General features: G+C 29.2%; 23 protein-coding genes and 1 pseudogene. 18 read left to right on the forward strand and 6 right to left on the reverse strand.

Annotated features, from left to right (window positions below):
• The first annotated feature begins 43 nt into the window (after nt 1–43).
• From ACWW38_RS14010 to ACWW38_RS14050, 9 genes and pseudogenes are all read left to right on the forward strand, one after another.
• A complete protein-coding gene (locus ACWW38_RS14010) occupies nt 44–244 on the forward strand; it encodes a DUF2992 family protein (RefSeq protein WP_456258144.1) in 201 nt (66 codons plus the stop codon).
• A 153-nt stretch (nt 245–397) separates the two neighbouring features.
• Complete coding sequence (locus ACWW38_RS14015) at nt 398–1,144, forward strand: sulfite exporter TauE/SafE family protein (protein WP_456258145.1); 747 nt, start codon at nt 398–400, stop codon at nt 1,142–1,144.
• A gap of 32 nt (nt 1,145–1,176) precedes the next feature.
• On the forward strand, nt 1,177–1,713 hold the full coding sequence (locus tag ACWW38_RS14020; protein WP_456260468.1) for a sigma-70 family RNA polymerase sigma factor: 537 nt from the start codon (nt 1,177–1,179) through the stop codon (nt 1,711–1,713).
• Nucleotides 1,710–3,017: a DUF4179 domain-containing protein gene (locus ACWW38_RS14025; protein WP_456258146.1), complete on the forward strand. Its 1,308-nt coding sequence runs from the start codon at nt 1,710–1,712 to the stop codon at nt 3,015–3,017. Before ACWW38_RS14020 ends, ACWW38_RS14025 begins: the two co-directional genes overlap by 4 nt.
• A 141-nt stretch (nt 3,018–3,158) precedes the next feature.
• Nucleotides 3,159–3,599, forward strand: coding sequence for a type VII toxin-antitoxin system MntA family adenylyltransferase antitoxin (mntA, locus tag ACWW38_RS14030; RefSeq protein WP_456258147.1), 441 nt, complete (start codon nt 3,159–3,161; stop codon nt 3,597–3,599).
• Nucleotides 3,596–4,030: a type VII toxin-antitoxin system HepT family RNase toxin gene (gene hepT, locus ACWW38_RS14035; protein ID WP_456258148.1), complete on the forward strand. Its 435-nt coding sequence runs from the start codon at nt 3,596–3,598 to the stop codon at nt 4,028–4,030. Before mntA ends, hepT begins: the two co-directional genes overlap by 4 nt.
• Nucleotides 4,031–4,170: 140 nt before the next feature.
• A pseudogene (locus ACWW38_RS14040) lies at nt 4,171–4,392 on the forward strand (DnaB-like helicase C-terminal domain-containing protein); the annotation flags it as partial.
• A gap of 104 nt (nt 4,393–4,496) precedes the next feature.
• Entirely contained in the window at nt 4,497–5,660 is a 1,164-nt protein-coding gene (locus ACWW38_RS14045; RefSeq protein WP_456258149.1) for a radical SAM protein, read from the forward strand.
• Nucleotides 5,661–5,672: 12 nt separating this feature from the next.
• A complete protein-coding gene (locus tag ACWW38_RS14050) occupies nt 5,673–5,903 on the forward strand; it encodes a hypothetical protein (protein ID WP_456258150.1) in 231 nt (76 codons plus the stop codon).
• Between the two features lie 136 nt (nt 5,904–6,039).
• Here the strand turns inward: ACWW38_RS14050 and ACWW38_RS14055 are convergent, their stop codons facing one another.
• The 3 genes from ACWW38_RS14055 to ACWW38_RS14065 all read right to left on the reverse strand — a co-directional run bounded on the left by ACWW38_RS14055 (nt 6,040) and on the right by ACWW38_RS14065 (nt 9,459).
• On the reverse strand, nt 6,040–6,807 hold the full coding sequence (locus tag ACWW38_RS14055) for a hypothetical protein (protein ID WP_456258151.1): 768 nt from the start codon (nt 6,805–6,807) through the stop codon (nt 6,040–6,042).
• A 104-nt stretch (nt 6,808–6,911) separates the two neighbouring features.
• Nucleotides 6,912–8,591, reverse strand: coding sequence for a MutS-related protein (locus tag ACWW38_RS14060; RefSeq protein ID WP_456258152.1), 1,680 nt, complete (start codon nt 8,589–8,591; stop codon nt 6,912–6,914).
• Between the two features lie 268 nt (nt 8,592–8,859).
• Complete coding sequence (locus tag ACWW38_RS14065) at nt 8,860–9,459, reverse strand: nitroreductase family protein (RefSeq protein ID WP_456258153.1); 600 nt, start codon at nt 9,457–9,459, stop codon at nt 8,860–8,862.
• Between the two features lie 256 nt (nt 9,460–9,715).
• Here ACWW38_RS14065 and ACWW38_RS14070 point away from each other — a divergent pair, with 256 nt between their 5' ends.
• On the forward strand, nt 9,716–10,024 hold the full coding sequence (locus ACWW38_RS14070) for a winged helix-turn-helix transcriptional regulator (RefSeq protein WP_456258154.1): 309 nt from the start codon (nt 9,716–9,718) through the stop codon (nt 10,022–10,024).
• Nucleotides 10,025–10,128: 104 nt separating this feature from the next.
• Here ACWW38_RS14070 and ACWW38_RS14075 read toward each other — a convergent pair whose 3' ends face one another.
• Nucleotides 10,129–10,926, reverse strand: a complete 798-nt coding sequence (locus ACWW38_RS14075) for a methyl-accepting chemotaxis protein (RefSeq protein ID WP_456258155.1) — start codon at nt 10,924–10,926, stop codon at nt 10,129–10,131.
• A gap of 243 nt (nt 10,927–11,169) precedes the next feature.
• Here ACWW38_RS14075 and ACWW38_RS14080 point away from each other — a divergent pair, with 243 nt between their 5' ends.
• The 6 genes from ACWW38_RS14080 to mutT all read left to right on the forward strand — a co-directional run bounded on the left by ACWW38_RS14080 (nt 11,170) and on the right by mutT (nt 17,734).
• Nucleotides 11,170–11,769 (forward strand): NUDIX hydrolase, encoded by a 600-nt coding sequence (locus ACWW38_RS14080; protein ID WP_456258156.1) that lies wholly within the window; start codon nt 11,170–11,172, stop codon nt 11,767–11,769.
• 60 nt (nt 11,770–11,829) lie between these two features.
• A complete protein-coding gene (locus ACWW38_RS14085) occupies nt 11,830–12,033 on the forward strand; it encodes a hypothetical protein (RefSeq protein ID WP_456258157.1) in 204 nt (67 codons plus the stop codon).
• A gap of 37 nt (nt 12,034–12,070) precedes the next feature.
• Nucleotides 12,071–13,183, forward strand: coding sequence for a 4Fe-4S binding protein (locus ACWW38_RS14090; protein WP_456258158.1), 1,113 nt, complete (start codon nt 12,071–12,073; stop codon nt 13,181–13,183).
• A gap of 563 nt (nt 13,184–13,746) precedes the next feature.
• On the forward strand, nt 13,747–15,417 hold the full coding sequence (locus ACWW38_RS14095; RefSeq protein WP_456258159.1) for a DUF262 domain-containing protein: 1,671 nt from the start codon (nt 13,747–13,749) through the stop codon (nt 15,415–15,417).
• A gap of 687 nt (nt 15,418–16,104) precedes the next feature.
• Nucleotides 16,105–16,698 (forward strand): nuclease-related domain-containing protein, encoded by a 594-nt coding sequence (locus ACWW38_RS14100; protein ID WP_456258160.1) that lies wholly within the window; start codon nt 16,105–16,107, stop codon nt 16,696–16,698.
• A 652-nt stretch (nt 16,699–17,350) separates the two neighbouring features.
• Entirely contained in the window at nt 17,351–17,734 is a 384-nt protein-coding gene (gene mutT, locus ACWW38_RS14105) for an 8-oxo-dGTP diphosphatase MutT (RefSeq protein WP_456258161.1), read from the forward strand.
• 65 nt (nt 17,735–17,799) lie between these two features.
• On the opposite strand, the gene ACWW38_RS14110 is transcribed toward mutT, so the two are convergent.
• Nucleotides 17,800–20,778, reverse strand: a complete 2,979-nt coding sequence (locus ACWW38_RS14110) for a DUF3427 domain-containing protein (RefSeq protein ID WP_456258162.1) — start codon at nt 20,776–20,778, stop codon at nt 17,800–17,802.
• Nucleotides 20,779–21,640: 862 nt separating this feature from the next.
• On the opposite strand from ACWW38_RS14110, the gene ACWW38_RS14115 reads away from it, so the two are divergent.
• Together ACWW38_RS14115 and ACWW38_RS14120 are read left to right on the forward strand one after the other, a co-directional pair.
• Nucleotides 21,641–21,982, forward strand: a complete 342-nt coding sequence (locus tag ACWW38_RS14115) for a hypothetical protein (protein ID WP_456258163.1) — start codon at nt 21,641–21,643, stop codon at nt 21,980–21,982.
• A gap of 225 nt (nt 21,983–22,207) precedes the next feature.
• On the forward strand, nt 22,208–22,483 hold the full coding sequence (locus ACWW38_RS14120) for a hypothetical protein (protein WP_456258164.1): 276 nt from the start codon (nt 22,208–22,210) through the stop codon (nt 22,481–22,483).
• A 464-nt stretch (nt 22,484–22,947) separates the two neighbouring features.
• On the opposite strand, the gene ACWW38_RS14125 is transcribed toward ACWW38_RS14120, so the two are convergent.
• Nucleotides 22,948–23,721, reverse strand: a complete 774-nt coding sequence (locus ACWW38_RS14125) for a YhfC family intramembrane metalloprotease (protein WP_456258165.1) — start codon at nt 23,719–23,721, stop codon at nt 22,948–22,950.
• Between the last annotated feature and the right edge of the window lie 131 nt (nt 23,722–23,852).

The following is a 23,852-nucleotide window of genomic DNA, read 5'->3' on the forward strand; positions in this document are numbered from 1 at the left end:
ATATTAAATATAAAATTAAAAAATATATAATTTATTGTATTTTGTGAACAATTTTGGTAAATTAATAATTAGAGATAAAAACACAGTTTATGTTGGTAGTCAGAAAGATGAAGAGATTCATCAATTTATATTAAAAGAATTTAAAAATTTAAAGTTCAGTAGTATAATAGCCAATTTAAATGAGGAGTTAGTCAGAGGACTGGAAAATCCCAAAAGGATGAAAAGAAAAATTAGAAAAGCATAAAGGACATTAGGGCTATTGGATTTATCTAAAAAAGATAACTAAGAAATTAGTGCTTGCGTTTGGTGGACGGAGCACTTTTTTCATTTGTTTTAAATTTAATTTTAGGACTTTTTACACTAATATACTTGAGAATACTTATAGGGGGATATGGCAGTGAAAATAATATTAATTTTCCTTATTGGAATTGCAGCAGGGTTTATAAATACCTTGGCTGGAGGAGGATCACTTTTAACAGTTCCCATGCTTATATTTCTAGGGTTACCCTCTGCAGTTGCCAATGGAACCAATAGAATTGCTGTGGCAGTTGAAAATATTGTGGCTGCAGCCAATTTCAAAAATAAAGGTTATTTTGACATGAAGTTTGGACTTATGATTGGTATACCTTCTGTTATAGGATCTATATTAGGAGCAAAAGCTGCAATTAATTTGCCGGATGAGTTATTTAATAAAATACTAGGGGTAATTATGGTGATAGTAGTTATCTTTATAATTTGGGAACCACAGAAAAGATTATTGCCTTCAAAATTTGAACTAACAAAAACTAGACAAGCAATATTGATGATATTATTCTTCTGTGTTGGAATTTATGGAGGACTGATACAGGGAGGAATTGGATTTATAATAATAATAGTTTTATCTCTAATGACTAATTTTTCTCTTGTTAAAATTAATAGTCTAAAAGTATTTGTAATGGCAATGTACATGTTGTCATCTCTTAGTATATTTATAATTAATGGAAAAGTTCATTGGATACTCGGGGTAACTCTAGCTATCGGGAATGGCATTGGAGGTTACTTAGGAAGTTCCTTTGCAGTAAAGAATGGGGATAAATTTGTTAAAATTGCATTGATTATTGCTGTAATAATAATGGCTTTAAAATTATTAGGTGTATTTAAATAATGAACCTTTTAGAAGATAGAATACTCTTATATATGGAAAGAGGTGAGAGTGTGGATGATATAAGACTAGTTGAAAGTGCAAAAAAAGGTGATAAAGAAGCATTAATTAAACTTATTATGGATAAAAAGCAGGACTACTATAAGCTTGCATATGTATATATGAAAAATGATGAAGATGCGCTAGATGCAATGGAGGATATGATTGTAATTTTATATGAAAATATACATCGGTTAAAAAAGGCTGAAGCTTTTTATAGCTGGAGTAAAACTATTTTAGTAAATTGCTGCAAAAATTCTCTGCGAAAAACAAAGAGAATAATTCCACTAGAAAAGGTTAAAGAAGAAGCAGAGGAAGAGATGATTGAACAAAAAAATCAGGAAATTATGGTAGAAAAATATATGTCTGAGTTAAATGAGAAACATCAAGAAGTGATAAAGCTTCGATATTTTTTAGATTTAGATTATAGAACCATTTCACATATATTAAAAGTTCCAATTGGAACAGTAAAATCACGTATTTCAATTGGACTCAAAAGGTTAAAAGAAAGTATTGGAGGTGAAGAGAGATGAGTGAAGTTGAAAAAATTTTAAGCGATAAAAAACTAGAGATAGATAAAATAAAAGTGCCAGATGAATTAGAAGACAGATTAAGAAGTGCCCTAGAGAATGTTTCTGTTAAAAAGAAAAAGGAATATAAGTGGATATTAAAAGTTGCTTCTTTAATCATTGCTGTTATTTTAGTAGGATATAATATTGATACACTTGCATTTTACGGAAAAAAACTTATGGGCTTTGATGAGGTTATGACTGATACACTAAAAGAGCTTAACGAAATGGGAAAGGGCCAGGTTATAGATAAAAGCTATACCTTCAAAAATGGAGTAAAAGTGACATTAGATGGAGTTATGTTAGATGATAATCAACTTTTACTATTTTATTCTATAAAGAATCCAAAAGGAGAGATAGACAGATTTAATATTGAAGGTAATACACAAATTGAGGGAGCATTAGGCAAGCATTATATGAGGAGCGGAGAAGGCAAAATGAATGACAGCAAGACTGAGATTAAGTGGAAAAGTGAATTTGAAAAGCCTAATCTATTGGAAAAAAAGTTAAAATGGAGTTTTGCTTTAAGAGAGGGAAATAAAATAGAAACTGGAGAAATCTCTTTCATATTAGATAAAAATAAAGCTATGGGACATACGCTAAAAAAGAATATAAGTGAAAGTATTAAAGTGGATCAGGGAAGTATAAAGTTTGACTCTATTGTAGCGTCTCCAACAGCTACCTATATAAAAGGAACAATACAAAATATATTTGAACTAGCTAAAGGTGAGCTTACCGGAGAAGGCTTTAGACCTTCAAGTATGGATATAAGGCTTGTTGCCAACGGAAAAGAAGTGCAAGTGCAAGGGGGAGGCATGAGCACTAATATGAATGGAATTAAATTTGATAGTAAATTTGATGCACTGCCAAAAGATCTTAAAACCTTGCAAATTAAGCTTGCAAGCTTTGGGACAAATAACAAAGTAGAAGAGGAAATAGAGCTAAAGGATAAGGAAAAAGATAAGACAATAAAAATTTTAGGAAAAGAAGTTATAATCAACAATGTATATGAAGCTGATGGAAACACCTATGTGACAATTACCACAGAGGAGAAAGTTATTCTTTCTAAAGTATATCTAATAGTAGATGGAAAGAGAGCGAAACTGGACCAAACCATACCAGTAAACCAGGATAAAAAATTAAATGGGACACTTACTCATACTAGAACTCTTTCCTTTAAAGCTACAGGAAAGGATAAAAGATTAGAGGTTAAGGGTATTACCTATGATAAAGTTTATAATCAGGTAATAGATGTACAGGTAGATTAAGTACAAAGTTCTAAATGAATGTAAAGACTAACATTCATTTAAAACTGAACTAATATAAAAATAAAAAATTGTTAAAATAGAATTATGATATAATAATATCTAAGATAGATTAAAATATTTATTCTAAAGGTAGGTTATGATATGATTCAGAAAGATTTATCTGAAGTTGTAATTCTCTTAAATCAGAATTTGAACAAATTGATTAAAGAGTACAAAATTAAATTAATATATATATTTGGTTCCTATGCAAAGGGAAAAAATGATAAAAATAGCGACTTAGATATAGCAGTTCTTTTAGAGAAGGAATACGACCCTTTAGATAAATTAAGGCTAATAGGAGATTTAACAGATATATTTAAGAGAAATGATATAGATTTAGTCGTATTAAATGAGGCAAACCCTGTGCTAAGGCATCAAGTTATTAAATATGGGAAGCTTGTTTATAAAGAAGATGAAGACGTAAAGGTTAATTTTGAGGTTAGAGTCCTTAGTGTGTATATGGACATGGAGCCTTTTAGAAGAACTCAAATGGAGTATATAAAACTTTGGGCAAAAGAAAATTCAGGGGGAAAGATGGAATGACTAGGAATATTTTAGATACTATTAATGGAAAAATAAAAGAACTTCAAAAAAATCTTATACTTTTAAAAACAACTGCTGTAAATATAAATAGAGAAAATTTGAAAGAAGATATGTTAAGGTATTGGGGAATAGAAAGAGGTATACAAATTTCTATTGAGTGCATTATAGATATATGTAATATAATTATTTCCACATTAGATATTGAAAAGCCTGATACTTACAGAGAGGGTATTTTGGTCTTAGGTGAGAATAATATTTTACCACAAAAGTTTTCTAAAAATATAGCTAACATGGTTTCTTTTAGAAATATTTTAGTTCATGATTACACCAGAGTAGATGAAAAAATAATGATAGATATATTACACAATCACTTAGATGATTTTGGTAAGTTTATGAATTATATAAATAAATGGCTTGAGAAGAATTATTAAAATAAATTTTCACCTTCCACTTTTCTCACAAAGCGCATATATACGCTTTAGAGAAATTTATGGAGGGTGATTTTTTTATGGCATTATATAGACAATTACAATTATCATTTTGGCGTGACGGTTTTATTATGGATCTTACACCAGAGGCAAGATTAAATCACAGGCCAATGCTTTCTGATCTTAGAGAATCAGGAAGTCTTGAGCAGGATGCAGATGTAGTTATGTTTTTATATAGGGATGCATATTATAATAGAAATACTGAGGATAAAGATGTTATTGAAAATATAATTGCTAAAAACAGGAATGGACAAGTTGGTATAGTGAAATTAAAATGGGTGCCTCAATATCAACTGGTAGAATAAAAAAGCCTTAGCTAAGTATATATAAAATAAGATATAATAGAAATAAAATAAAGTGCTTGTTACGGAAAAAGTGAGGAAAGATAAAATAGATAAAGGAGTAAAATATGAGCATAAGAAGAGAAAGTGAAGAACATAAAGGCTTTGAAATAGGGCCAATTCGCCCACCTAGCGAAGCAGAAAGCTTATTGGTTAGAATAACTAGGAATTGTCCTTGGAACCAATGTAAATTTTGTGCCCTATACAAAGGACAGAAATTTAGTATTAGACCTGTGGAACACGTACTAAATGATATTGATAGGGTTAAATATTATATTGATGAAATTAAAAAAATAAAAGAAAATCCACCAGAAGTCATTAATAGAGAATTAAGAAAACTTGGTAGTTCTCTTAGTGAAGAAGAAGGTTGGGCTTACTATTCGGCTGCAACCTGGATTGCAGGCGGTATGAAATCTGTATTCCTTCAGGATGCTAACAGTATGGTAATAAAGCCAGAAGATATGATAACAATACTTAAGCATATCACGAAAAATTTTCCAAAGGTTGAGAGAATAACTTCCTACGCCAGATCCCAAACTATTGCTAGAATTAGTGATGAAGACCTCCTAAAAATGGCTGAAGCTGGACTTAATAGAATTCACATTGGAATGGAATCAGCAGCTGATGTGGTATTAGACTTTATTAAAAAAGGTGCAGATAAAAAAACTCACATTATTGCAGGTCAAAAGGTAAAAAGAGCTGGAATAGAATTATCGGAATATTTCATGCCTGGCCTTGGGGGAGCTGATTATTCTAAGGAAAATGCCCTTGAAACAGCAGATGCCATGAATCAAATTAACTCAGATTTTATTAGGCTAAGAACTCTTGCGATTCCAGACAAAGCTCCATTAGCTAAGGATTATCAAGAGGGAATCTTTAAGAAAATGGGAGATATTCAAATGGTAGAAGAACTTTTATTATTCATTGAAAACTTGCATGGAATAACTTCTACTATAAAAAGTGATCACATTTTAAATCTTATTCCTGAAGTAGAGGGTAAACTTCCAGAGGATAGGGAAAAAATCATATCTGCAATTAAAAAGTTCTTAAATCTTAGCGAAGAAGATAAAATAGTTTATATGATTGGAAGAAGAACGGGAACTATTAAAGGGATTTATGATATGGATTATCCTAGCAGAATAGCTAAAGCTAAAGAGATTGTAGTAGAAAACAATATTACATCAGAAAACGTAGATAGTATAGTTGCAGAATTAATGAAACGTTTTATTTAGAGGGAATTCTATATGAAAAATAAAAAAGTAGAAATAATTTTAAATATAATTTTCACATCTTCTATAGTACTTGCAATTTTTACAATGATAAAGACCTATTATATAGATAGAAGAAATCTGCCGCCAGGAGCATGTCCTGTTGCAAATAACAAACCTCTTTTGTATATTAGCATAGGTATGTTAGTTTTTTATATAATAGCTAGCACTATTTATGAGAAGAGAATCAAGAAAAATCAAAAATAATAGCTTTGTCGGTGCTAGCTTGGACATAAATAGCTGAATTAAAGGCTGTTAAATAGAAAAGGTTTTAATATAGAACAGTAGATAGATTTGTGTAAAAACAAATTTATCTACTGTTTATTTTTGAAAAAAGTGATAATTAAGTGTTATTATTTTTTAAAACTCTAACGGTGTAAGAAGCATCAAAATAATCTTGTTCATCCTTATCCTTATTCTTATAAGCATGCATATCTAAGTCATGTATAATTTTATGAGCTTCAATAATATCTTCAAGATTAAATGTATCAGCTCCAGTGTTAATATATTTAATTACATCTTCCAAGTCTTTTCTTAAAGGTTCATAAGTAACCTGAATAAGAGCCTTCTTTAATTTTTTCCCTTCACCATTTTTAATATCCAGAAAGTCTGATTCTGAAGGCGGAGAATCAGAGTTAATAATAGAGTCTAAAATTTTGTGAGCAGATTCAATTACATTTTTTACAACTATATCTTGAGTATTTAAAGAAGTAATTTTTACAAATTTAGTTCTAAGCCTATAATACGCTACATAAAAAGCAATTAAAATTATTGCAAGTAGAAAAAATGGCATATTGTTAATTCTTGTAGGCTTTAGATTTTTAAAATAAAGTAGTTCAATAAAAAAATATACAACTCCCGTAAAAGCATATCCAAATCCATCAAGGATTGATAGTTTCCTTTCATCTATAGCTATATTTGTGTTTTTATATTTCCTTTTCAAACTTTGTATAGAGCCTTTTCTGCTTGGATACTTATTAAATACAATAGCAACTATAGCTAGTATAAAAAAAGATAATGGTATTGCAATAAGAATATATTTTATTAGTATATCACGCTGAGCAGCAGATTCTAGTTGAATTGCTAACATTTGAGTATTTATATATTTCATTGCATTATCCTCCTTTATGGATTTTGATTAAGTACAATGTAAATATATTGAACTTAAATAAAATTTTAGCATTTATGCAGGGGAAAAACAAGTTCAGCCCTAAACTATTCTGCCCATACCCCTTTTTCTAAAAAGTTTTTTGCTCTTTCATTAGCACTGTCTACAATGTCTTTATCATAGCCTAAGATACTTAAAAGTTTTATAGCATTTTGAGTGTTAGATCTGCCTTCATATATTTTGTAGTCAAAAATTATTTCATTAGAAACAATTTGTTCTCTAAAATGATAGTTGTCAAAGTATTTTTTTAATATGTGTGTAAGTTCCACGTCGTGAGTAGCTGCAATACAAATACAATTGTTTAAGGTTAAATATTTTAAAACCTCAGCTGAAGCGGCTATTCTTTCTACTGTATTGGTTCCTCTTAAAATTTCATCTACAAAACAGATTGTTGGTATATCATCACTTACAGAATTTATAATCCTCTTTAATGATTTAGTTTCTGCAATATAGTAACTTTCATTGTTGAATAAATCATCCTTTAAAGCCATAGAAGTAAATAATTTCATATAAGGAATTTTGAATTCTTTTGCTAGGCAAGTATATATAGTTTGAGCAAATATAACATTTATAGCTACTGTTTTCAAAAAAGTAGATTTTCCTGAAGCATTAGAACCTGTGATCAATATAGAGTCATTAATATCTATAGAGTTAGGGACAGAATCTTCAATTAGCGGATGGCTCAATTCTTTCATAACTAAAGGCAAGCCATCTTTTCTATTTTGTTTAAATAATTCAGGTTTAACATAATAATTAAGTCTTTCCCTATAGGACGCAATAGAAATAGAGCTATCTATAATTCCTACTACTTTAAATATTTTATTAAAGTCGTCACTATTCTCTATAAGCATTTTGGATAGACTTTTATAATTTGATATGTTTATCAAAAATAAAGCATTTACATACTCAATTATAACGCCAATATCTGTACCAGCAGTATTTAGCAACATGAATTTATCTTTTATTTTTCTTACCTTGTTAAGAGAATTTTTTAATTCTTCATTGTAAGGTTTCAATATTTCAAGCTTTTCCTTATAAATCAAATCCCCGCATTTAACGATTCCTGTAATATAGCTAAAGGACTCCAGCTTGTCAAAGATTTTCTTTTTAGCTAAGTAATAAATCATAATATTAACCACCATGGAGAGGATTAACATGGTTGAACCTATAGCTTTATTAAAAAATATTATTGGAATTGATATTACAGGTATGAATCCTAGAATTTTATACCAGTTTGCACCAGGAATATCATCTTTACCTTGGTTTAAAAAGTAATCTGATATGTATACTCTTTTAACCTTACCTAACTTTGATAATAAATATTGTATCTTCTCTCTTTCTTCTCTGTGTTCTCTAAAATATTCTATTAGTTCATCTCTAGCTTTAAGCTTTTTTTCATCATGAACAATTTCTCTTAAAAGGCTGTATAGATACTGTTCACCCACGGTACTTTCTGTATTGTTTATCTTCTCAAATACCTTATCCATACTAAGATCATTCCAAGTAATTTCATCAATAAAAAAACTTTCTTCCTTATGCTTTTTTACGTTATTAAAGTATTCTGATATATCTGTCCAATCATCTTCTGTATACTTTCGTTCTCTTTCTTTCCCCCATTGTTCACTAATTCTTTTCCTAGTCTTAATTCTATTTCGTATTTCTGAAACTATTGTTATTATAGATAATAACAATGTAACCACTAATACATAAAGTAAAAAATTGTCCATATTTTTCCCTTCCATCCTCTCTAAAAGCCTAATTAGCAGGTATTTGCTAACCATACTAAGCGATAAATTATAGTTTATTCATATACCAATTATAATATAAGTTACTAGTCATAACATATTTTTTATAAACTTTTTATATATTAAGATAAAGTATTAATAAAAAATTAATTAATAAAGGTCTAGTTAGAGAGTTCTAACTAGACCTTTATTTAAGATTTCTGTTATATATTTTTAATTTTTCATACTATGTTAACTTTGATGGTTCTAATTACTTAAACACCTTAACACGTTCTTCTAATGGTTGAAAACTTTTTTCTTCCGGTGCTGCTGTTGGTTTTCCAAAAGGCATCTCAGCAATTAACTTCCAGTTGTCAGGAATATTCCATTTTTTCTTTACTTCATCATCAATAAGAGGATTGTAGTGCTGCAATGATGCTCCAAGGCCTTCAGCTTCAAGTGAAGTCCAAACAACATATTGAAGCATACCATTTGATTGCTGTGCCCAAATTGGAAAATTATCTTTATAAAGGGCAAATTGCTGTTGAAGTGATTCAATGACAGCAGTATCTTCGAAAAATAAAACTGTTCCGTAACCATTTTGGAACGAGCTGATTTTCTCATCTGTAGGAGTAAATTGATCACTTGGTATTATTTTTCTCAAGGATTCTCTAGCTATATCCCACAATGAATTATGTTGTTCTCCAAATAAAACAACAACTCTTGCACTTTGAGAATTAAATGAAGAAGGTGTATATTTAACAGCTTCATTTATAATTTCTTCAATTCTTTTATCTGAAACAGTGGACTCTTTACTAATCCCGTAAAAACTACGTCTTTCTTTTAAAACATTATAAAAATTTTTTTCCATGATTTATATGGCTCCTTTCGTTTATTTAGAATATATAGTGTATAAAATAATATAGAAAACTAATATACACTTAATCTAAATAATATTATGTGTAAACATAATTCAAACTATTTTTATATTATCATTAGAGTAAATATACAAAACTAAAATAACTAAATATATTTTAGTAATTAACTTACTTTATGTAACTATAATATAATAATGTACTTACTTTTGTCAAGTAGATATGATAAAATAAGTTCGGGTGGTGATAATTGTGGAGAAATTTCATTTGTGTCCGAAATTCGAAAGTGCTTTTGAATTATTAGGAAAAAGATGGACTGGACTTATAATACGCTCACTTCTTGGTGGTTCAAAAAGATTTAGTGATATACAAGAAGCCATTCCAAATTTAAGTGCTCGTATGCTTACAGAGAGATTTAAAGAACTGGAGGAACAGGGAATTATTATTCGTAGAGTTTATCCAGAGGTTCCAGTTCGTATTGAATATGAAATTACGGAAAAAGGAAGAGATCTAGGAAATGCTATGGATGAAATACAAAAGTGGGCAGAAAAATGGACATAAAAAAACATTGTACCATCTAAGGGTGGGGGTAGCTGATAAAAAATTGATGTAGAGACTTAAGTTTCTACATCAATTTTTTATTGAAGTTAAATGTAAACAATATTTTATGAGGTTTTACTATTTTCTAAAAGCTTAGACATTGCAGTATTTACATTGTTTGAAGCTGAAATTTGCTTGTCTGATAGTGAATCTAATTTATTTACTTCATCATTTATTCTATTGATCTCTCCAGATAATTGCTCTAATATGTGGTTTATTTCTTTAGCAAAACCAGCACTATCTGTGGCAAGTTTTTGAACTTCTTTTGCAACTACTGAAAAGCCTCTGCCTTCATCCCCGGCTCGAGCAGCTTCGATAGAAGCATTTATTCCAAGCATTTTTGTCTTACTAGATATTTCATTTACATATTTTATTATTTTGTCGCTCTTTTTTATGTATTCATAAGACTCATGAGTTGAAGAAAGCAAATTACTGCTTAAGTTATGTATATCATTAATAGAAGAACTTATCTCATCTAATTCTTCTTGTACTATAGAGGAGGTATCGTGAATTAGAGATATTTGATTATTCATATTTTCAAGGTTTTGCATATCCTTTTTTACTAGGGTCATAAGAAGTAGTGCAGCCTTTGAATCTACTATGGTACAAGTATCTTCAAACTTTTCTTTTAGAATATTGGTAACCTTTACATTACCTGTAGCTTCAATTATTATATCTGTGAATTTAGGATTAATGTTGTCCATAGAATCTGAATATTTTAGTTTGAGATTTTTTGCTAAGGATATACCTGGAGAATTTAAGTTTCTGTCTACTATCATGGTTATTTCTACATCTTCCACATTTGATAAAGAATTAATGATGTTGCTACCACCAGTACCAGCACCTACTATTGCAATTTTCAAGTTAACCCTCCTTTTTCATAAATAATGGGTACTATAAAATAATATTATATAGCTTACAATATATATAATTATATCATAAATATTGACATATAAGCTTACATAAAAGTTTCTAAATGATATCTATAATTTGAATTTTACATTAGAATTTGTAATGGAGGATAGAAATTGCTTAAAGTTATAATATATGCCCAGTTTTGTATGTTAAAATAGAGATATACTTAATAGATTAAAGGAGACACAGATATGAGCAAACCAAGAGTAAATCATATTAATGTACTAGCAGATACAAAATATTTAAAACTTTATGATGCAGAGTATACAAATAAAAATGGAGATTCAAGAAATTGGTCTATTGCCTCAAGGAAAGATTTAGGTACAATTAATAATAAATTTTTTAATAAAATTGAGGATAATATAGATGCTGTTATAATAGTAGCTACTCATATAGATGAAAATAAATTAGTGATTATAAAACAATTTAGGGTACCTTTAAATGATTATGTATATGAGCTTCCAGCAGGGCTTATAGATAGTGGAGAAGATTTTGAAACTACTGTTAAACGTGAACTAAAGGAAGAAACAGGTCTTGATTTAATAGAAATTGATTATGATAAAACCAAGAAAAAGGCATACATATCAACAGGTATGACAGATGAATCTGCGGCATTAGTTTACTGCAGCTGTTTAGGTGAGATATCAAAAGATTACCTGGAAGCAGATGAAGATATTGAAGTTTTCTTGTTATCTAAAGAAGAAGCAAAAAGGTTAATTGAGTCTGACGAGAAGATAGATATTAAAGTATTTATGGTTATACAGAATTATATTATGGAGAGTTTTAAATGAATGTAAAAATCAATGTTCATCTAATACAGAGCTAAATATTAAAATTATGGGGGCGAGTTTATGAAATTTGGTATAAGAAAGCCAAGTATTAGCAAAAGAATATCAGCAAGGACTAGTTTAAAAAGACAAATAGTCCACAGAGCGGGACTTAAGATGCCGAGGGGTTATGGGTGGTTAAGAAATCCTAAAAAGTATGCTTATAATAAGGTTTATAATAGAACCACCTTTGATGTTTTTAAGCTGCTTAAAAAGTTATTTAAGTAATCAAATATATCACTACTTATAAAAGGAGTGTATAAAAATGGGGGATAATAAAACTATAGAGCTAAAAATACTTAAAATTATTTTATGGATATACATTATTCTATGTATAGTAATTGCAGGGTTAAATTATGGTTATGCCAGCAAGGCAACTCCAACAGTTGCAGCTTCTATTACATGGTTTTGGCACTTCTACGAAAATTGGATTAAAACTTTTTTTATAGTTATATATAGTTTTCTTACCTTAAGGATATTAGGCAAGTCCAAAAGAACTACTATGAGAAAAAGAAACTTAATTGGTTTTATTGTATCCGCATTAGTTGTCCACATAACAGTTCCACTATTTTTAAACAATAGTGAATTATACTTTTTTACAATGCCACTGCCTTGGACAACAACCCCTCTGCAATTATTAAGCTCCCAATCTTCTTTTTATGCTAGTCGCTTCCTAGTTTGGGGTGCTGCAGGGATAACAGCTGCTTTGATATTTTATGTATGCATAAGTGTTATTGTTATTCTAGGCACACTTTTGTTTGGCAGGAGATGGCAGTGTTCTACATTATGCCTTTTTAATGGCTTTGCGGCAGAAGTATTTGGTCCGGCAATACCTCTAGTTGGAAAAGAGAAAGAAGTAAATAAAAGAAAGCTTAAAATCTTTTCTGTTTTAAGATGGGTATTTCTGGCTATTGCTATCTTTTTTACACTTTGGTGGGTACTCTTTTTATCAGGTGCACCACTAGGTGGAAGTCTTCAGGTGATAGGTAAGGTAGAAAACTATAAATACCTTACTACAGAATTATTAATGGCTATATTTTTTTGGATAGCATTTATTGGTAGGGGATATTGCCACTATTGTCCATTAGGAACTCTATTAGGCTTCCTTGGAAAAGCAGCCGATCAAAAGATTACTACAGATAATACAAAATGTATTCAATGCAATGAATGTAATAAAGCCTGTCCTATGTCTATTGACATTAAAGGCAAAGCAAAAGATGGTAAAGAGGTTTCAGAGCTTCGATGTGTTGGCTGTGGACACTGTGTAGATACTTGTCCTACAAGGACTTTGGCCTATTCAACAAAGTTTATAGATAGGATATCTAAGGGGAAAAGGGTACCAGCTGAGAAAAAACAAATCAATAAATCAGTGGAATAGACATAAAGAGTTAGAATGATATTAATAATTACTTTACAATATCATTCTAACTCTTTGTTATTTGTGGTGGTAATTCATTTTGCAATTTTTGGCAACACTCCTTTCAAAAACTTGAAATTTCATATCCATTTAGATTCTCTCTTTTAGCTATTTTTATAGGTTATATAATGTATATATTAACCCTCTTAAAAGAGGAATTGCAATGGGGTAGTTAGATTTAAATTATGTGCTTTAATATTGTGGTGGTATCACCTCTTTCTTATTATGAATTTCTTTTGGAATGATTTAATTTATGAATAAATCATACAATATTCTGAAAATTTGGTCAAGTATCCTTTGGAGATAATTATGACTGAAAATTAAGGATTTTTGCAAATTAAATCATATTAGCTTTAACTATATGAAGTTTTCGATGGTTTTATTATTGGGATAATCTCCAAGGAACGCAAATAGGTTGTAGACATAATTTGTTTTGCTAAAATTCTTTACCAATGGATATATAAAATAAGATATAATAAATATAAGAAAAATGGTATCAATATTTGAACTTTGGAGGACAAGCTATGACTAGTGGAAAGATAGATGCTAACAAGGAAGTATTACAAAAGATTTTCTCTCAGGACTTTTGGTTTGTAATACCAGAATATCAGCGTTCCTATGTATGGCAAAAGGATAATGTATCAGAGCTTTTAGATGATCTAATTTTTGCCTTTGAAAATAAGCCGGAGAATGAATATTTTTTAGGATCTTTAGTGCTTAAGAGAAAAGATAATGAAGAGTTTTCAGAGTATGAAGTTCTAGATGGACAACAAAGATTAACAACTTTTTTTATGATTATTGCTGTAATGAGAGATATACTTACAGATAGAGATTATAAAATGACACTTCAGGATATGATCTACCAGAAAGAGAACAAGCTTAAAAAGATACCTTCTAGACAGAGAATAACCTATGAAATAAGAGACAACGTAGAAGAATTTATAAATGATTTTATCATAAGCGAAGATGGAACCTTATCAGAAGAGTTAAATGAAAAAGCATTAGAAGAAAATATTTCTATATCGAATATGTCAAAGGCTATTTTAACCATAAGAGATATATTAAAAGGAAAAGATAACTTAGAGGAATTTGCAGGTTTCCTACTTAATAATGCCCTATTTATATATGTTTCCACAGATAACACGGAAGATGCTTTTAGATTGTTTACTATATTAAATAATAGAGGAATCCCACTAACCAGTGCAGATATAATTAAATCTTCTAATATAGGAAAAATAAAGGATCGGAATGAAGCTAAAAAATATGCAGCTATTTGGGAAGAAATAGAGGGAAAATATGGTGAGGACTTTGATAGATTCTTAGCTTTTATAAGAACCATATTAGTTAAAGAAAAAGCAAGAGCTAATCTATTGGAGGAATTCGAAAAAAACATATATAAAAAAGGCAAATTAGAAATGGGAAAAGAAACTATTAAGCTTTTGATAAAGTATGATGAAATATATAGTGAAATAATTGACTTAGAAAACTTACATTTAAGTAATGAGTATAAAAATTTAATAACTATTATGAAAATAGGATTACCTTCAGAAGACTGGATACCTCCATTAATGTATTACTATAGCAAGTTTAAAATGCAAAGACTTTTAGAATTTTTAAAGAAGCTTGAATACAAATTTGCAGGGGATTGGATATGCCAGCAGAGTCCTACATATAGAATAGAAGCAATGAATAGAATTTTAAATGCTATTGAAAGAACAGACCTTAAAGATTTAGATAATATGTTAAATGACAAGGATTTGTTTGAGATAGATATAGAATTCTATAAACAATTAATAGATGGAGAAGTATATAAAAGAAGGTTTGGAAGATATCTTTTATTGAAATTAGAATATTTAATGGGAGACAATACTGTGCATTTATCAGGCTATAAAAACATAAGTGTAGAGCATGTGCTACCGCAGAATCCAGATAAGGATAGTAAATGGATTCAAGATTTTACTGATGAGGAAAGAAATTATTGGACTCATAGAATAGCTAATTTAGTGCTAATCAGTATGAAGAAAAATTCTAAATTAAGCAACTTGGACTTTGAAGAGAAAAAAGAAAGGTATTTAAAACAAAGAATAGATGCTTTTCATGGAAATAAAGTATTTATACAGCAGAATGTTAGTTGGACAGCAAAGGTGCTGGAGACAAGACAAAAAGAGATTGTAGAGATGTTGGTAAAAAATTAATTAGATAGTTAAAAGTTGTTGTAGAAAGATAAAATTCTACAGCAACTTTTTCTTTTAGATAACAATATAAATAAATTTTGGAATTAATGTAGAAATTTTTTAAAGTAGGTGATTTGTGTCCAGTTTTTTATGGTAAAATATACACGTAAGTGTAAAATATGATAATTATTTTATTTAAAAGGAATTTATGATTTCGGAGGAGTTTATGAGTTGTTTATTTTGCAATTATCCTAAAGAAAAATACATAGCAGAAAATGCTTTTGCTTTTGCAATATATGATAATTTTCTAGTAAATAAAGGGCATTTATAGAAATTTTGTAAAATTTTACACTAGAGGATCTAATGGAGTTGACCTAGCGAGGCATAAAGCTACTAGTGATTATAAGAGCTGGGAGAAGAAAGATTATATAAAACTAGCTAAGGATAATCCTACAAAATTTTTATTACAATCTTCAAGTAATTTTTTCTATAGAGATGGAGAAGAGTTTTGCTTGAATGAAGAAATTGAAGAGTTTAAAGTTAACGAAGTGTTTTTAGAGCATTTTAAAGATGCTGTGGAGCTTAGAGAAAGGGAGTTTTATAGAAGGAGGTTGGAAGGAAAATATTAAGATATCAGTATAAAAATTCTTAAGAAGTATTGAAATATTATAATCTAATATACAACTAATATTGATAGGAGAAAGAACTATGATTTACTTAATTATACTTGCTATAATAGTCTTTATCTTAAGCTTACCTAAGGTTAAGGGAAAAATAGGAGAGACGGCAGTAGGTGGTTTATTGTCTAGCCTAGATTCAGAAGAATATAAAGTACTAAATGATATAATGATAAGAAAAAAAGATGGTAAAACAACTCAAATTGATCATATTATTGTTTCAGCTTATGGGATATTTGTAATAGAAACTAAAAATTATGCTGGTTGGATTTTTGGAAAAGAAAATGATAAATATTGGACTCAAGTTTTAAACAAAAGAACAAAAAATAAGTTCTTTAACCCTATATTTCAAAATAAAGGACATATAAATGCGCTAAAGGAACTTATAGGTAAAGACATTCCTTATTATTCTATTGTAGCATTTAGTACTAAAGCTACTTTAAAGAATAAGATGTCCAATGTAGTTTATATGAGTCAGTTGAAAAAAACAATAAGACAGTACACAGATAAGGCAATATCTAAGAAGGAAGTAATTAATATTTGCAATATTATAAAAAGGGCTAATATTTTGGACAAGGAGGTTAAGAAAGAACATGTGAAGATGGTGAGGAGTAAGAAAGTATAGAGAAGTATATAGTATAAGGAGAATATAAAATATATACTAAAGATTAAATTAAAGAAAATTATGACAGGCATTGATGTTTTAAAAATAAAGAATCTTCAGAGGAGTATTCGGTGCGAGCCGAAAGAAGCTTATAATAGTCATTTAAGAGATTTATAAAAATGAATAATATATTTTAGGAAAGTTTATAGGTTATAACAATGGGAGGAGTTATGAAAGATATAAACAATATTAATAACTATAATGCATATCCATCTAATTTAGTAGATTTAAACAAAGTAGGATAAAGAATATTTAAAAAATATTTTGGAAAACTTCTCATACTATTTAGTTAATTATGATCAAGATTATTGGCTCGTACCCACTCTGGTAGACATGGTAAACTCGTGTTATGCTAAAAGTGAAAGGAATGGTATATGTCAAATAAATATAGTGCAGAATTTAAGTTAGAAGCTGTAAGAAGATATGAATCTTTAGATTAATCAATATTATCACTAAGAAGATCAGTCTTCCAACTCCTTCGCAAAGGTGCCTGGTTACCATCGAAAAACTTCACAATTTCAGAAGTTGTCCATGAATAAAATTAAAAGTAAGCATAATTTGTATTTCTCTATATATTTATAGTATAATTTATAGTTATTGGGGAGGGATACATATGAAAACAATAGAAGTTGTTGCAGCAATTATAAAACATGATAAAAAAATATTTACTACTCGTCGTGGTTATGGCGAATTTGAAAATATGTGGGAATTTCCAGGTGGCAAGATGGAAGTTGGAGAAACTCAAGAGGAAGCACTTATTCGTGAAATTAAAGAAGAACTAGAGTTAGATATTGAAGTATCAAAATATTTAACTACTGTTGATTATGATTATCCAAATTTCCATCTTACAATGCACTGTTTTATATGTGAAATTTGCGGTGGAGAGCTGCACTTAAATGCTCATAATGATGCTAAATGGATAACCTTAGATGAGGTAGATAACCTCAAGTGGGTTCCAGCAGATATATTAGTAGTTGAAAAACTTAAGAAAATATAAAGTAAAAGTGATATTATCTAAATTGAGGTAATTTAGAAGAAATATCACTTTTGTATCATTATCGATTATGAAATTATGTAATCATAAAGATCTTCTCTTACTGGTGTATATAGTTGATATCTTATTTCTACAGCGGTTTTGTTAGTATTTGCCATAGTAATCGGATTAGGGGTTCCTATAGCTTTGATTTTCCCTAAGTAATAAAATTCTTTTGATATTTTATCATCCTTATTCTTTCTTATAAATAAACTCATTTGAACTCCATCTTTTTCAGCATTATATGCTTGAACAACATCTGAAGAAGTTTCTGTTCTTCCAGATTTGGATATAGCAATTAATTGTGATGTGGATTCAAATCTATCTTCATAATTTATAGTAGCGCTAATATCATCTGACTTATTATAATTTATAAATACAGGATAGGTTTTGGTATTTTTATCAAACTTATAACCTCCGATATTTAGAGCTACTTCGGCTTTTTCCCATTCAAGTAGTCTGCATACATCCTCATAAGTATATTTTTGGTACAATTGAAAATTAGTATCCATGTAACGTTGGCTATAATTTTTCTTATACCTATCTATGCCAAATTCTATTGTTTCTAGGATTATTTCTTTGAAGTCCTCATTATTTAATTGTTCAATAAAGATTTCAGATGTTTTATAATCCTCATTATGTTTTTCTAAGAATATACAATTCTTATAGGTTTCTTTACTGCTTCCGCTAGGAAATTCATTTGTAAGTACGTTAACTACAGAGGTCTCTGTATAATTTGTAAAATTAATATTATATTGTTCTTTAAGGATTTCTTTTAGCTTAGACATTAAACCAAATTTATAATTAATGGCACATTTAATCATTTCTAATTCGTGAACTCTTTTTCCTGAAGCAAGCTTTTTAGAAATAAATTCTATAAAGGATTTTTGTATAGGGGTAAGCTCTACATTATATTCTTTTTCATACTTAGTCAAAAATTTATGATATGAACCTAAGCCGTTGTTACCGAAGATTCTTACAGGATCAATGGAATCATGTAAATCAAAGTCTTTTAATCTAGGAATTCTACCTAATTTTTGTTTTAAATTATTGTAGCTTTCCTTAATGAGTTTAATATCATTGAAGTTAGCTTGATCTATGGATTGAAAAATACGTTTCTTAGAGACTTCATCAAAATTCACTGTAGAGCAGCCAGGAATTACCCTGTTACCTTCCATAACGTATTTTCTAATAGTATCTTTGTTATAGCTTCTGTCCCCTGAAAGTGCTATGGGAATCAAAAAGTTATTAGTATAGTTTCCTATAAAGTCAATAATAACAACATATTCTTTATTATTAAATTTTCTAAGACCACGGCCTAATTGCTGTACAAAAATTATAGCGGATTTAGTAGCTCTTAACATAACTACTTGATTAACTGCTGGTATATCTACACCTTCATTGAAAATATCAACTGTAAATATATAATCTAAACAATTATCTTTTTCATCTTGTTCTAATCGCTGAATAGCCTCCTCACGTTCCTCTTGGGAGTTTTCACCGGTTAAGGCTAAGGTTCTTAAACCACGTTCATTAAACTTATTAGATAACTCCTTAGCTTCTTTCTTATCACTACAAAATATCAATCCTTTTATTCTGTCACCACAATGCCCATAGAAATTTATTTTATCAATAATATGATCAGTTCTTTGGTCCCCAACTAAATATTTGAACTCTGTAAAATCATCTAGTTCGTTACCATCTACAGAAATATCAGTAATTCCAAAGTAATGGAAGGGACATAGCAAGTCCTCCTCTAAAGCTTGCTGCAGACGAATTTCATAGGCAACATTATAATCAAACATTTTAAAAATATCAAAATCATCAGTTCTCTCGGGAGTAGCAGTCATACCTAATAAAAATTCAGGTTCAAAATAACCTACAATTTTTTGATAGGTCATAGCACCAGCTTTATGAACTTCATCTATAACTATATAATCAAAATCAGTTTTACCAAAGCTTAGCATTACTTCATCTTTTGATAAAGTTTGTATTGTTGAAAAAATAAACTCCTTGTGTATATCTTTTGAGTTACCTGAAAGGATGCCCATACTTCTAGTATCACCAAAGACATTTTTATAGCTTTCTAAAGCTTGTTTAGCAATCTGTTCCCTATGAACAATGAATAAGGCTCTTCTTGGAGAGAAGTTTCTAATGTCAAAAGCTGATAAATAAGTTTTCCCAGTACCAGTGGCTGATATTAATAGTGCCTTTTTAGCTCCAGATTCTCTTACCTTATCTAAGGCTTGGATTGCAGATACCTGCATTTTGTTTGGTTTTAATGTATATTGCGAAATTCTTGGTACAGTACTTTTTCTAGCAGCTTCTCTTTGTTTTAGATATATATCTTCATAAGTTTCAATCCATTCTAAAGTTAAATCCTCAGCTTCCTTCCACATAGCTTGAAATTCATTTAATACTTCTTCTGTTAAAGAGCCTTCTTCTAGAGAAGATATTTTTATATTCCACTCTTTATTTTTAGTTAATGCAGTTTGAGTTAAGTTTGAACTGCCAACAATAAGTCTATAATGATCACTATGTTTAAAGATGTATCCCTTGGTATGAAAGTTATCTTTGCTATAAAGTCTTATACTAATATTAGAAAACCCTAAAAGCTTCTTTAAAGCTTTTGGTTCACTAAAGTTTAGATAATCTGTTGTTAGAATTTTGCCTTTGGCACCTTTTCTCTCTAAATACTTTAAAGTTTCCAGTAGAGGTGTTACACCGCTGCTAGTAATAAAAGCTACAGACATCATGAATTCATCACATTTTACAAGTTCCGAAGCAACATCGCTTAAAACTTTGCTGCCTTTACTGTAATCATTTATTATAAGCTTAGGTCTCAATGCTAAATTTGAATTTACTAAATTATTAATTAATCCAGTTTCACTTGCTGTTAAGATATCTTTAGCAAGTATTGATTCCTTAGGTGAGTCAATATCGATGGATTTAATATTTATATCCGATTCTAGGAACGGTATATTATCTATTTCAGTTAGGTTCTTCATACTATCCTTCCTTAAATGTTTATTGAGTTTTATATAATTTTAATATTTTCTCATAAAGATTTGTTATTCGTAAATAGCTAATTTGTAATAACTTTTTGCAGTAAGTTGTTACAAATATATATCAATAGCAGCAATATTTGCTATATTTCACTTGGTATTATAACATATATGTATAATTTTGACTTATAAATTTTTGGCAAATCATTAATTATTTAAATCAAGATATAAAAGTACTTAGGTACTGGACCTATGATTTGAAAAACTCTATGAAGAAAATATATAGCTTCTTTATCCACTTTAAATTTTTAAACTTAGAAAGAAGCAAACTCAGTCCTTCCACTCCTTCGCAAAGGTAACAGGTTCCACCAGAAGAATTTCACAATTTCAGAAGTTGTTTATAAGTAAAAAGATAGTCACTTAAAATGAAATTAATAGTGGCTATCTATTTTTTTATATTTAATGAAGGTGTCGCTTTGTAGTTAAGAATAATATTGCTGCAAGCAAGATAATTGAAGGAGGACACAGTAATATAGAATCATTTTTAGAGCGTCTGGGAGATTGGCTTATTTATGAGTTTTCAGAGTTAGGCTATTTTTGATCAATTGACGATTTATTTTTAAAATCACTACCTTAAATTAACTAAAATGTGTTATAATTATATTACAATTAAATACAAGTTTTCCTTATAAAGAATTAGGGTAGAGGATTAGCTCTATGACCCTATACCAACCTGCTATTCGTAAGGTGGTTCAGCTAATTATGATAAGGGGTGATGTCAATGAGAGATTAATGCCTTCTTGTCTTTATTAGATGAGAAGGTTTTTTATATTTTACTATTAATAATAGATATGGAGGTATATAAATGAATACTACTGGATTTATAAGAGGATATATGGCCAAAAATATGGAGAATGAAAAGTTTCTCATCCATGTTTTAGATTGTTTAAAGCAAGAGTTTGGATTTACAACCAATTTAAATATAGATGAAGATAATTATAAGATAGCAATAGAAAATTATGAAGTTAATTTAAATAAAGAAGAGTGTAGAAAATTACAAGAAAGAGGTGCTTACATTTTAGATAGGTATATACTAGAAGATTTAGAAGCCAAGGGATTTAAATTTGATAAAGAAAGAAGTCAATATATAAGATACTGCTTCAATATATTTTATAAAAATGAGGTAAGAATATTAAAAAACAGTTAGAATAGATGTAATAGCTACTGACATATTTGATATGAAAAATATTAAAGATATAGAGAGATATTTTAGCTAGGCTTTACAAAGTAAGCTTAGTCCCTGCATTCCTTCGCAAAGGTACCAGGTTACCCACGAAAAATGGTACAATTCCAGAAGTTGTTCGTAAATAAAAAGATAGTCACTTAAAATAAAATGAAAAGGAAATATTATGTTCTTTATGGAGGGAATATAGTGAATAATATAAGACTTTATATAAGTGTATTAATTATCAGTTTAATATTTGTTATTGTTGTGCTTTTATTGAGCAAATATTTTAGCAATAGAAGAATAGTTAAATACATCCCAGCTATAACTTCTATAGTTCTAAGTGCAGCTTTTTTTATCAAAGGAAAATATTTTTCTATTGGATTTGAAGATATTGTATATATTGTATTTTCTGTTATTTCTATAGTTGAGTTTATTGTCTCACTACTTACTGCGATAATTGTTGATTTAATAAAAAAGTAGCTACCTATAAAGAATACTATAGGGTTTTTATTTATCAGGTAATAAAACAGATTACTCTAAAAAGAACTAAGAGTAGTCTGTTTTTGTTTTCAATACGGAGATATAAATAAAACTACAAATTTGGAACAAATGTTTTCATAACCTCTTTTGACTTGGAGATAGTAAGTAATATTAGGTCACTATAAAGAGAAGGTAACTATGGATTATAATAAGGTTGAGGATGTTGTTTTAAAAAAAGGCAATGCAGTTTATAAATTTATGAAAAGGATGGAGTAACTGCTCCTTATACTTATCTTGGAGAAGCTGAATATGTTAGTCATAGTGGAAATACTCCTATTAGTTTTATTTGGAGGCTAAAGGAGATGCCAGCAGGGATAATGGAAATTGTTAGTGAAGGGATAGTTTAGAGAAATATACAAGCTATTACTAGGCATAGTCCTATAGGTACTATGCCTAGTTCATAGCTATAATAAGTTAGCATCTCTAAATATCTTCTTTGATTTAATAATATATAATAAAGCAATTACAGCGTATATTAGCAGAAAGCCTTCTAAAGCCCAAAGGCTGGTTATAATTTTTGTTTGATATAGAGCTGCAGGTACATCAATAAGTGCATGTAAAATAATTGCTGCAAATAGATAAATAATTTTTCTAGATCTTATTGCATAGAGTACTGTCATAGTTAAAGCAATCTGAATAATAAAAGCAAAAGTTCTTTCAAAGCCTGCTGCTAAAAAGACATGAGAAGGGCCTGTAAGGGTTGCTTTAAGCTGAATAATAGATTCTGGAGGAAGCTTACTTCCAAGGGTTTTTTCAAAAGTTCCAGCATTAATTAAAGCAGCCATAGCAATAGAACTAATAGTTGAAATTACGCCTATGAATATTGCTTCAATACCTCCGTGACCAATACCAAATGCGATACCATCCTTCCATTTACGATTATTCTTTAAGAAAACTTTAAACATAATAAATCTTCCAACTTCCTCAAAGATGCCAGCAGCCAATGCGCCATAAATAGTAAAAGATATAGCAGTAGTAAAAAGATTATTTTTCATTACTACCATATGCAAAGACTTTTCTAAAACTTGAGTAAAGAATAGAAAAGTAACAATTCCAACAATAACAGGTTTAATTGATATTTTTTCTTTCTTGTGAAAGTAAATAAAGGCTCCTATTACAATACACAATGCAATAAGGGCAGATATTATCATAAAAGAAATAGACAAAATACTTACCATAACAGAAAACCCCCTATACAATATATTGATATTTATATACACATAGCAAAGATATTTTAGAAATACTTTTTTATCAATCAACTATTAAACGTAGACATAAGAAAAAAGTTCAAAAAATTTTTAACATAATA

Source organism: Clostridium sp. JNZ J1-5 (assembly GCF_053901425.1).

Excerpts from the sequence above, each read along its gene's own strand:
- ACWW38_RS14095 (WP_456258159.1), top strand. The coding sequence starts at position 13,747 with ATGACTAGTGGAAAGATAGATGCTAACAAGGAAGTATTACAAAAGATT.
- ACWW38_RS14080 (WP_456258156.1), top strand. The coding sequence starts at position 11,170 with ATGAGCAAACCAAGAGTAAATCATATTAATGTACTAGCAGATACAAAA.
- ACWW38_RS14090 (WP_456258158.1), top strand. The coding sequence starts at position 12,071 with ATGGGGGATAATAAAACTATAGAGCTAAAAATACTTAAAATTATTTTA.
- mntA (WP_456258147.1), top strand. The coding sequence starts at position 3,159 with ATGATTCAGAAAGATTTATCTGAAGTTGTAATTCTCTTAAATCAGAAT.
- ACWW38_RS14020 (WP_456260468.1), top strand. The coding sequence starts at position 1,177 with ATGGAAAGAGGTGAGAGTGTGGATGATATAAGACTAGTTGAAAGTGCA.
- ACWW38_RS14060 (WP_456258152.1), bottom strand. The coding sequence starts at position 8,591 with ATGGACAATTTTTTACTTTATGTATTAGTGGTTACATTGTTATTATCT.
- ACWW38_RS14025 (WP_456258146.1), top strand. The coding sequence starts at position 1,710 with ATGAGTGAAGTTGAAAAAATTTTAAGCGATAAAAAACTAGAGATAGAT.
- hepT (WP_456258148.1), top strand. The coding sequence starts at position 3,596 with ATGACTAGGAATATTTTAGATACTATTAATGGAAAAATAAAAGAACTT.
- ACWW38_RS14050 (WP_456258150.1), top strand. The coding sequence starts at position 5,673 with ATGAAAAATAAAAAAGTAGAAATAATTTTAAATATAATTTTCACATCT.
- ACWW38_RS14085 (WP_456258157.1), top strand. The coding sequence starts at position 11,830 with ATGAAATTTGGTATAAGAAAGCCAAGTATTAGCAAAAGAATATCAGCA.
- ACWW38_RS14055 (WP_456258151.1), bottom strand. The coding sequence starts at position 6,807 with ATGAAATATATAAATACTCAAATGTTAGCAATTCAACTAGAATCTGCT.
- ACWW38_RS14065 (WP_456258153.1), bottom strand. The coding sequence starts at position 9,459 with ATGGAAAAAAATTTTTATAATGTTTTAAAAGAAAGACGTAGTTTTTAC.
- ACWW38_RS14045 (WP_456258149.1), top strand. The coding sequence starts at position 4,497 with ATGAGCATAAGAAGAGAAAGTGAAGAACATAAAGGCTTTGAAATAGGG.
- ACWW38_RS14110 (WP_456258162.1), bottom strand. The coding sequence starts at position 20,778 with ATGAAGAACCTAACTGAAATAGATAATATACCGTTCCTAGAATCGGAT.
- mutT (WP_456258161.1), top strand. The coding sequence starts at position 17,351 with ATGAAAACAATAGAAGTTGTTGCAGCAATTATAAAACATGATAAAAAA.
- ACWW38_RS14115 (WP_456258163.1), top strand. The coding sequence starts at position 21,641 with ATGAATACTACTGGATTTATAAGAGGATATATGGCCAAAAATATGGAG.
- ACWW38_RS14100 (WP_456258160.1), top strand. The coding sequence starts at position 16,105 with ATGATTTACTTAATTATACTTGCTATAATAGTCTTTATCTTAAGCTTA.
- ACWW38_RS14125 (WP_456258165.1), bottom strand. The coding sequence starts at position 23,721 with ATGGTAAGTATTTTGTCTATTTCTTTTATGATAATATCTGCCCTTATT.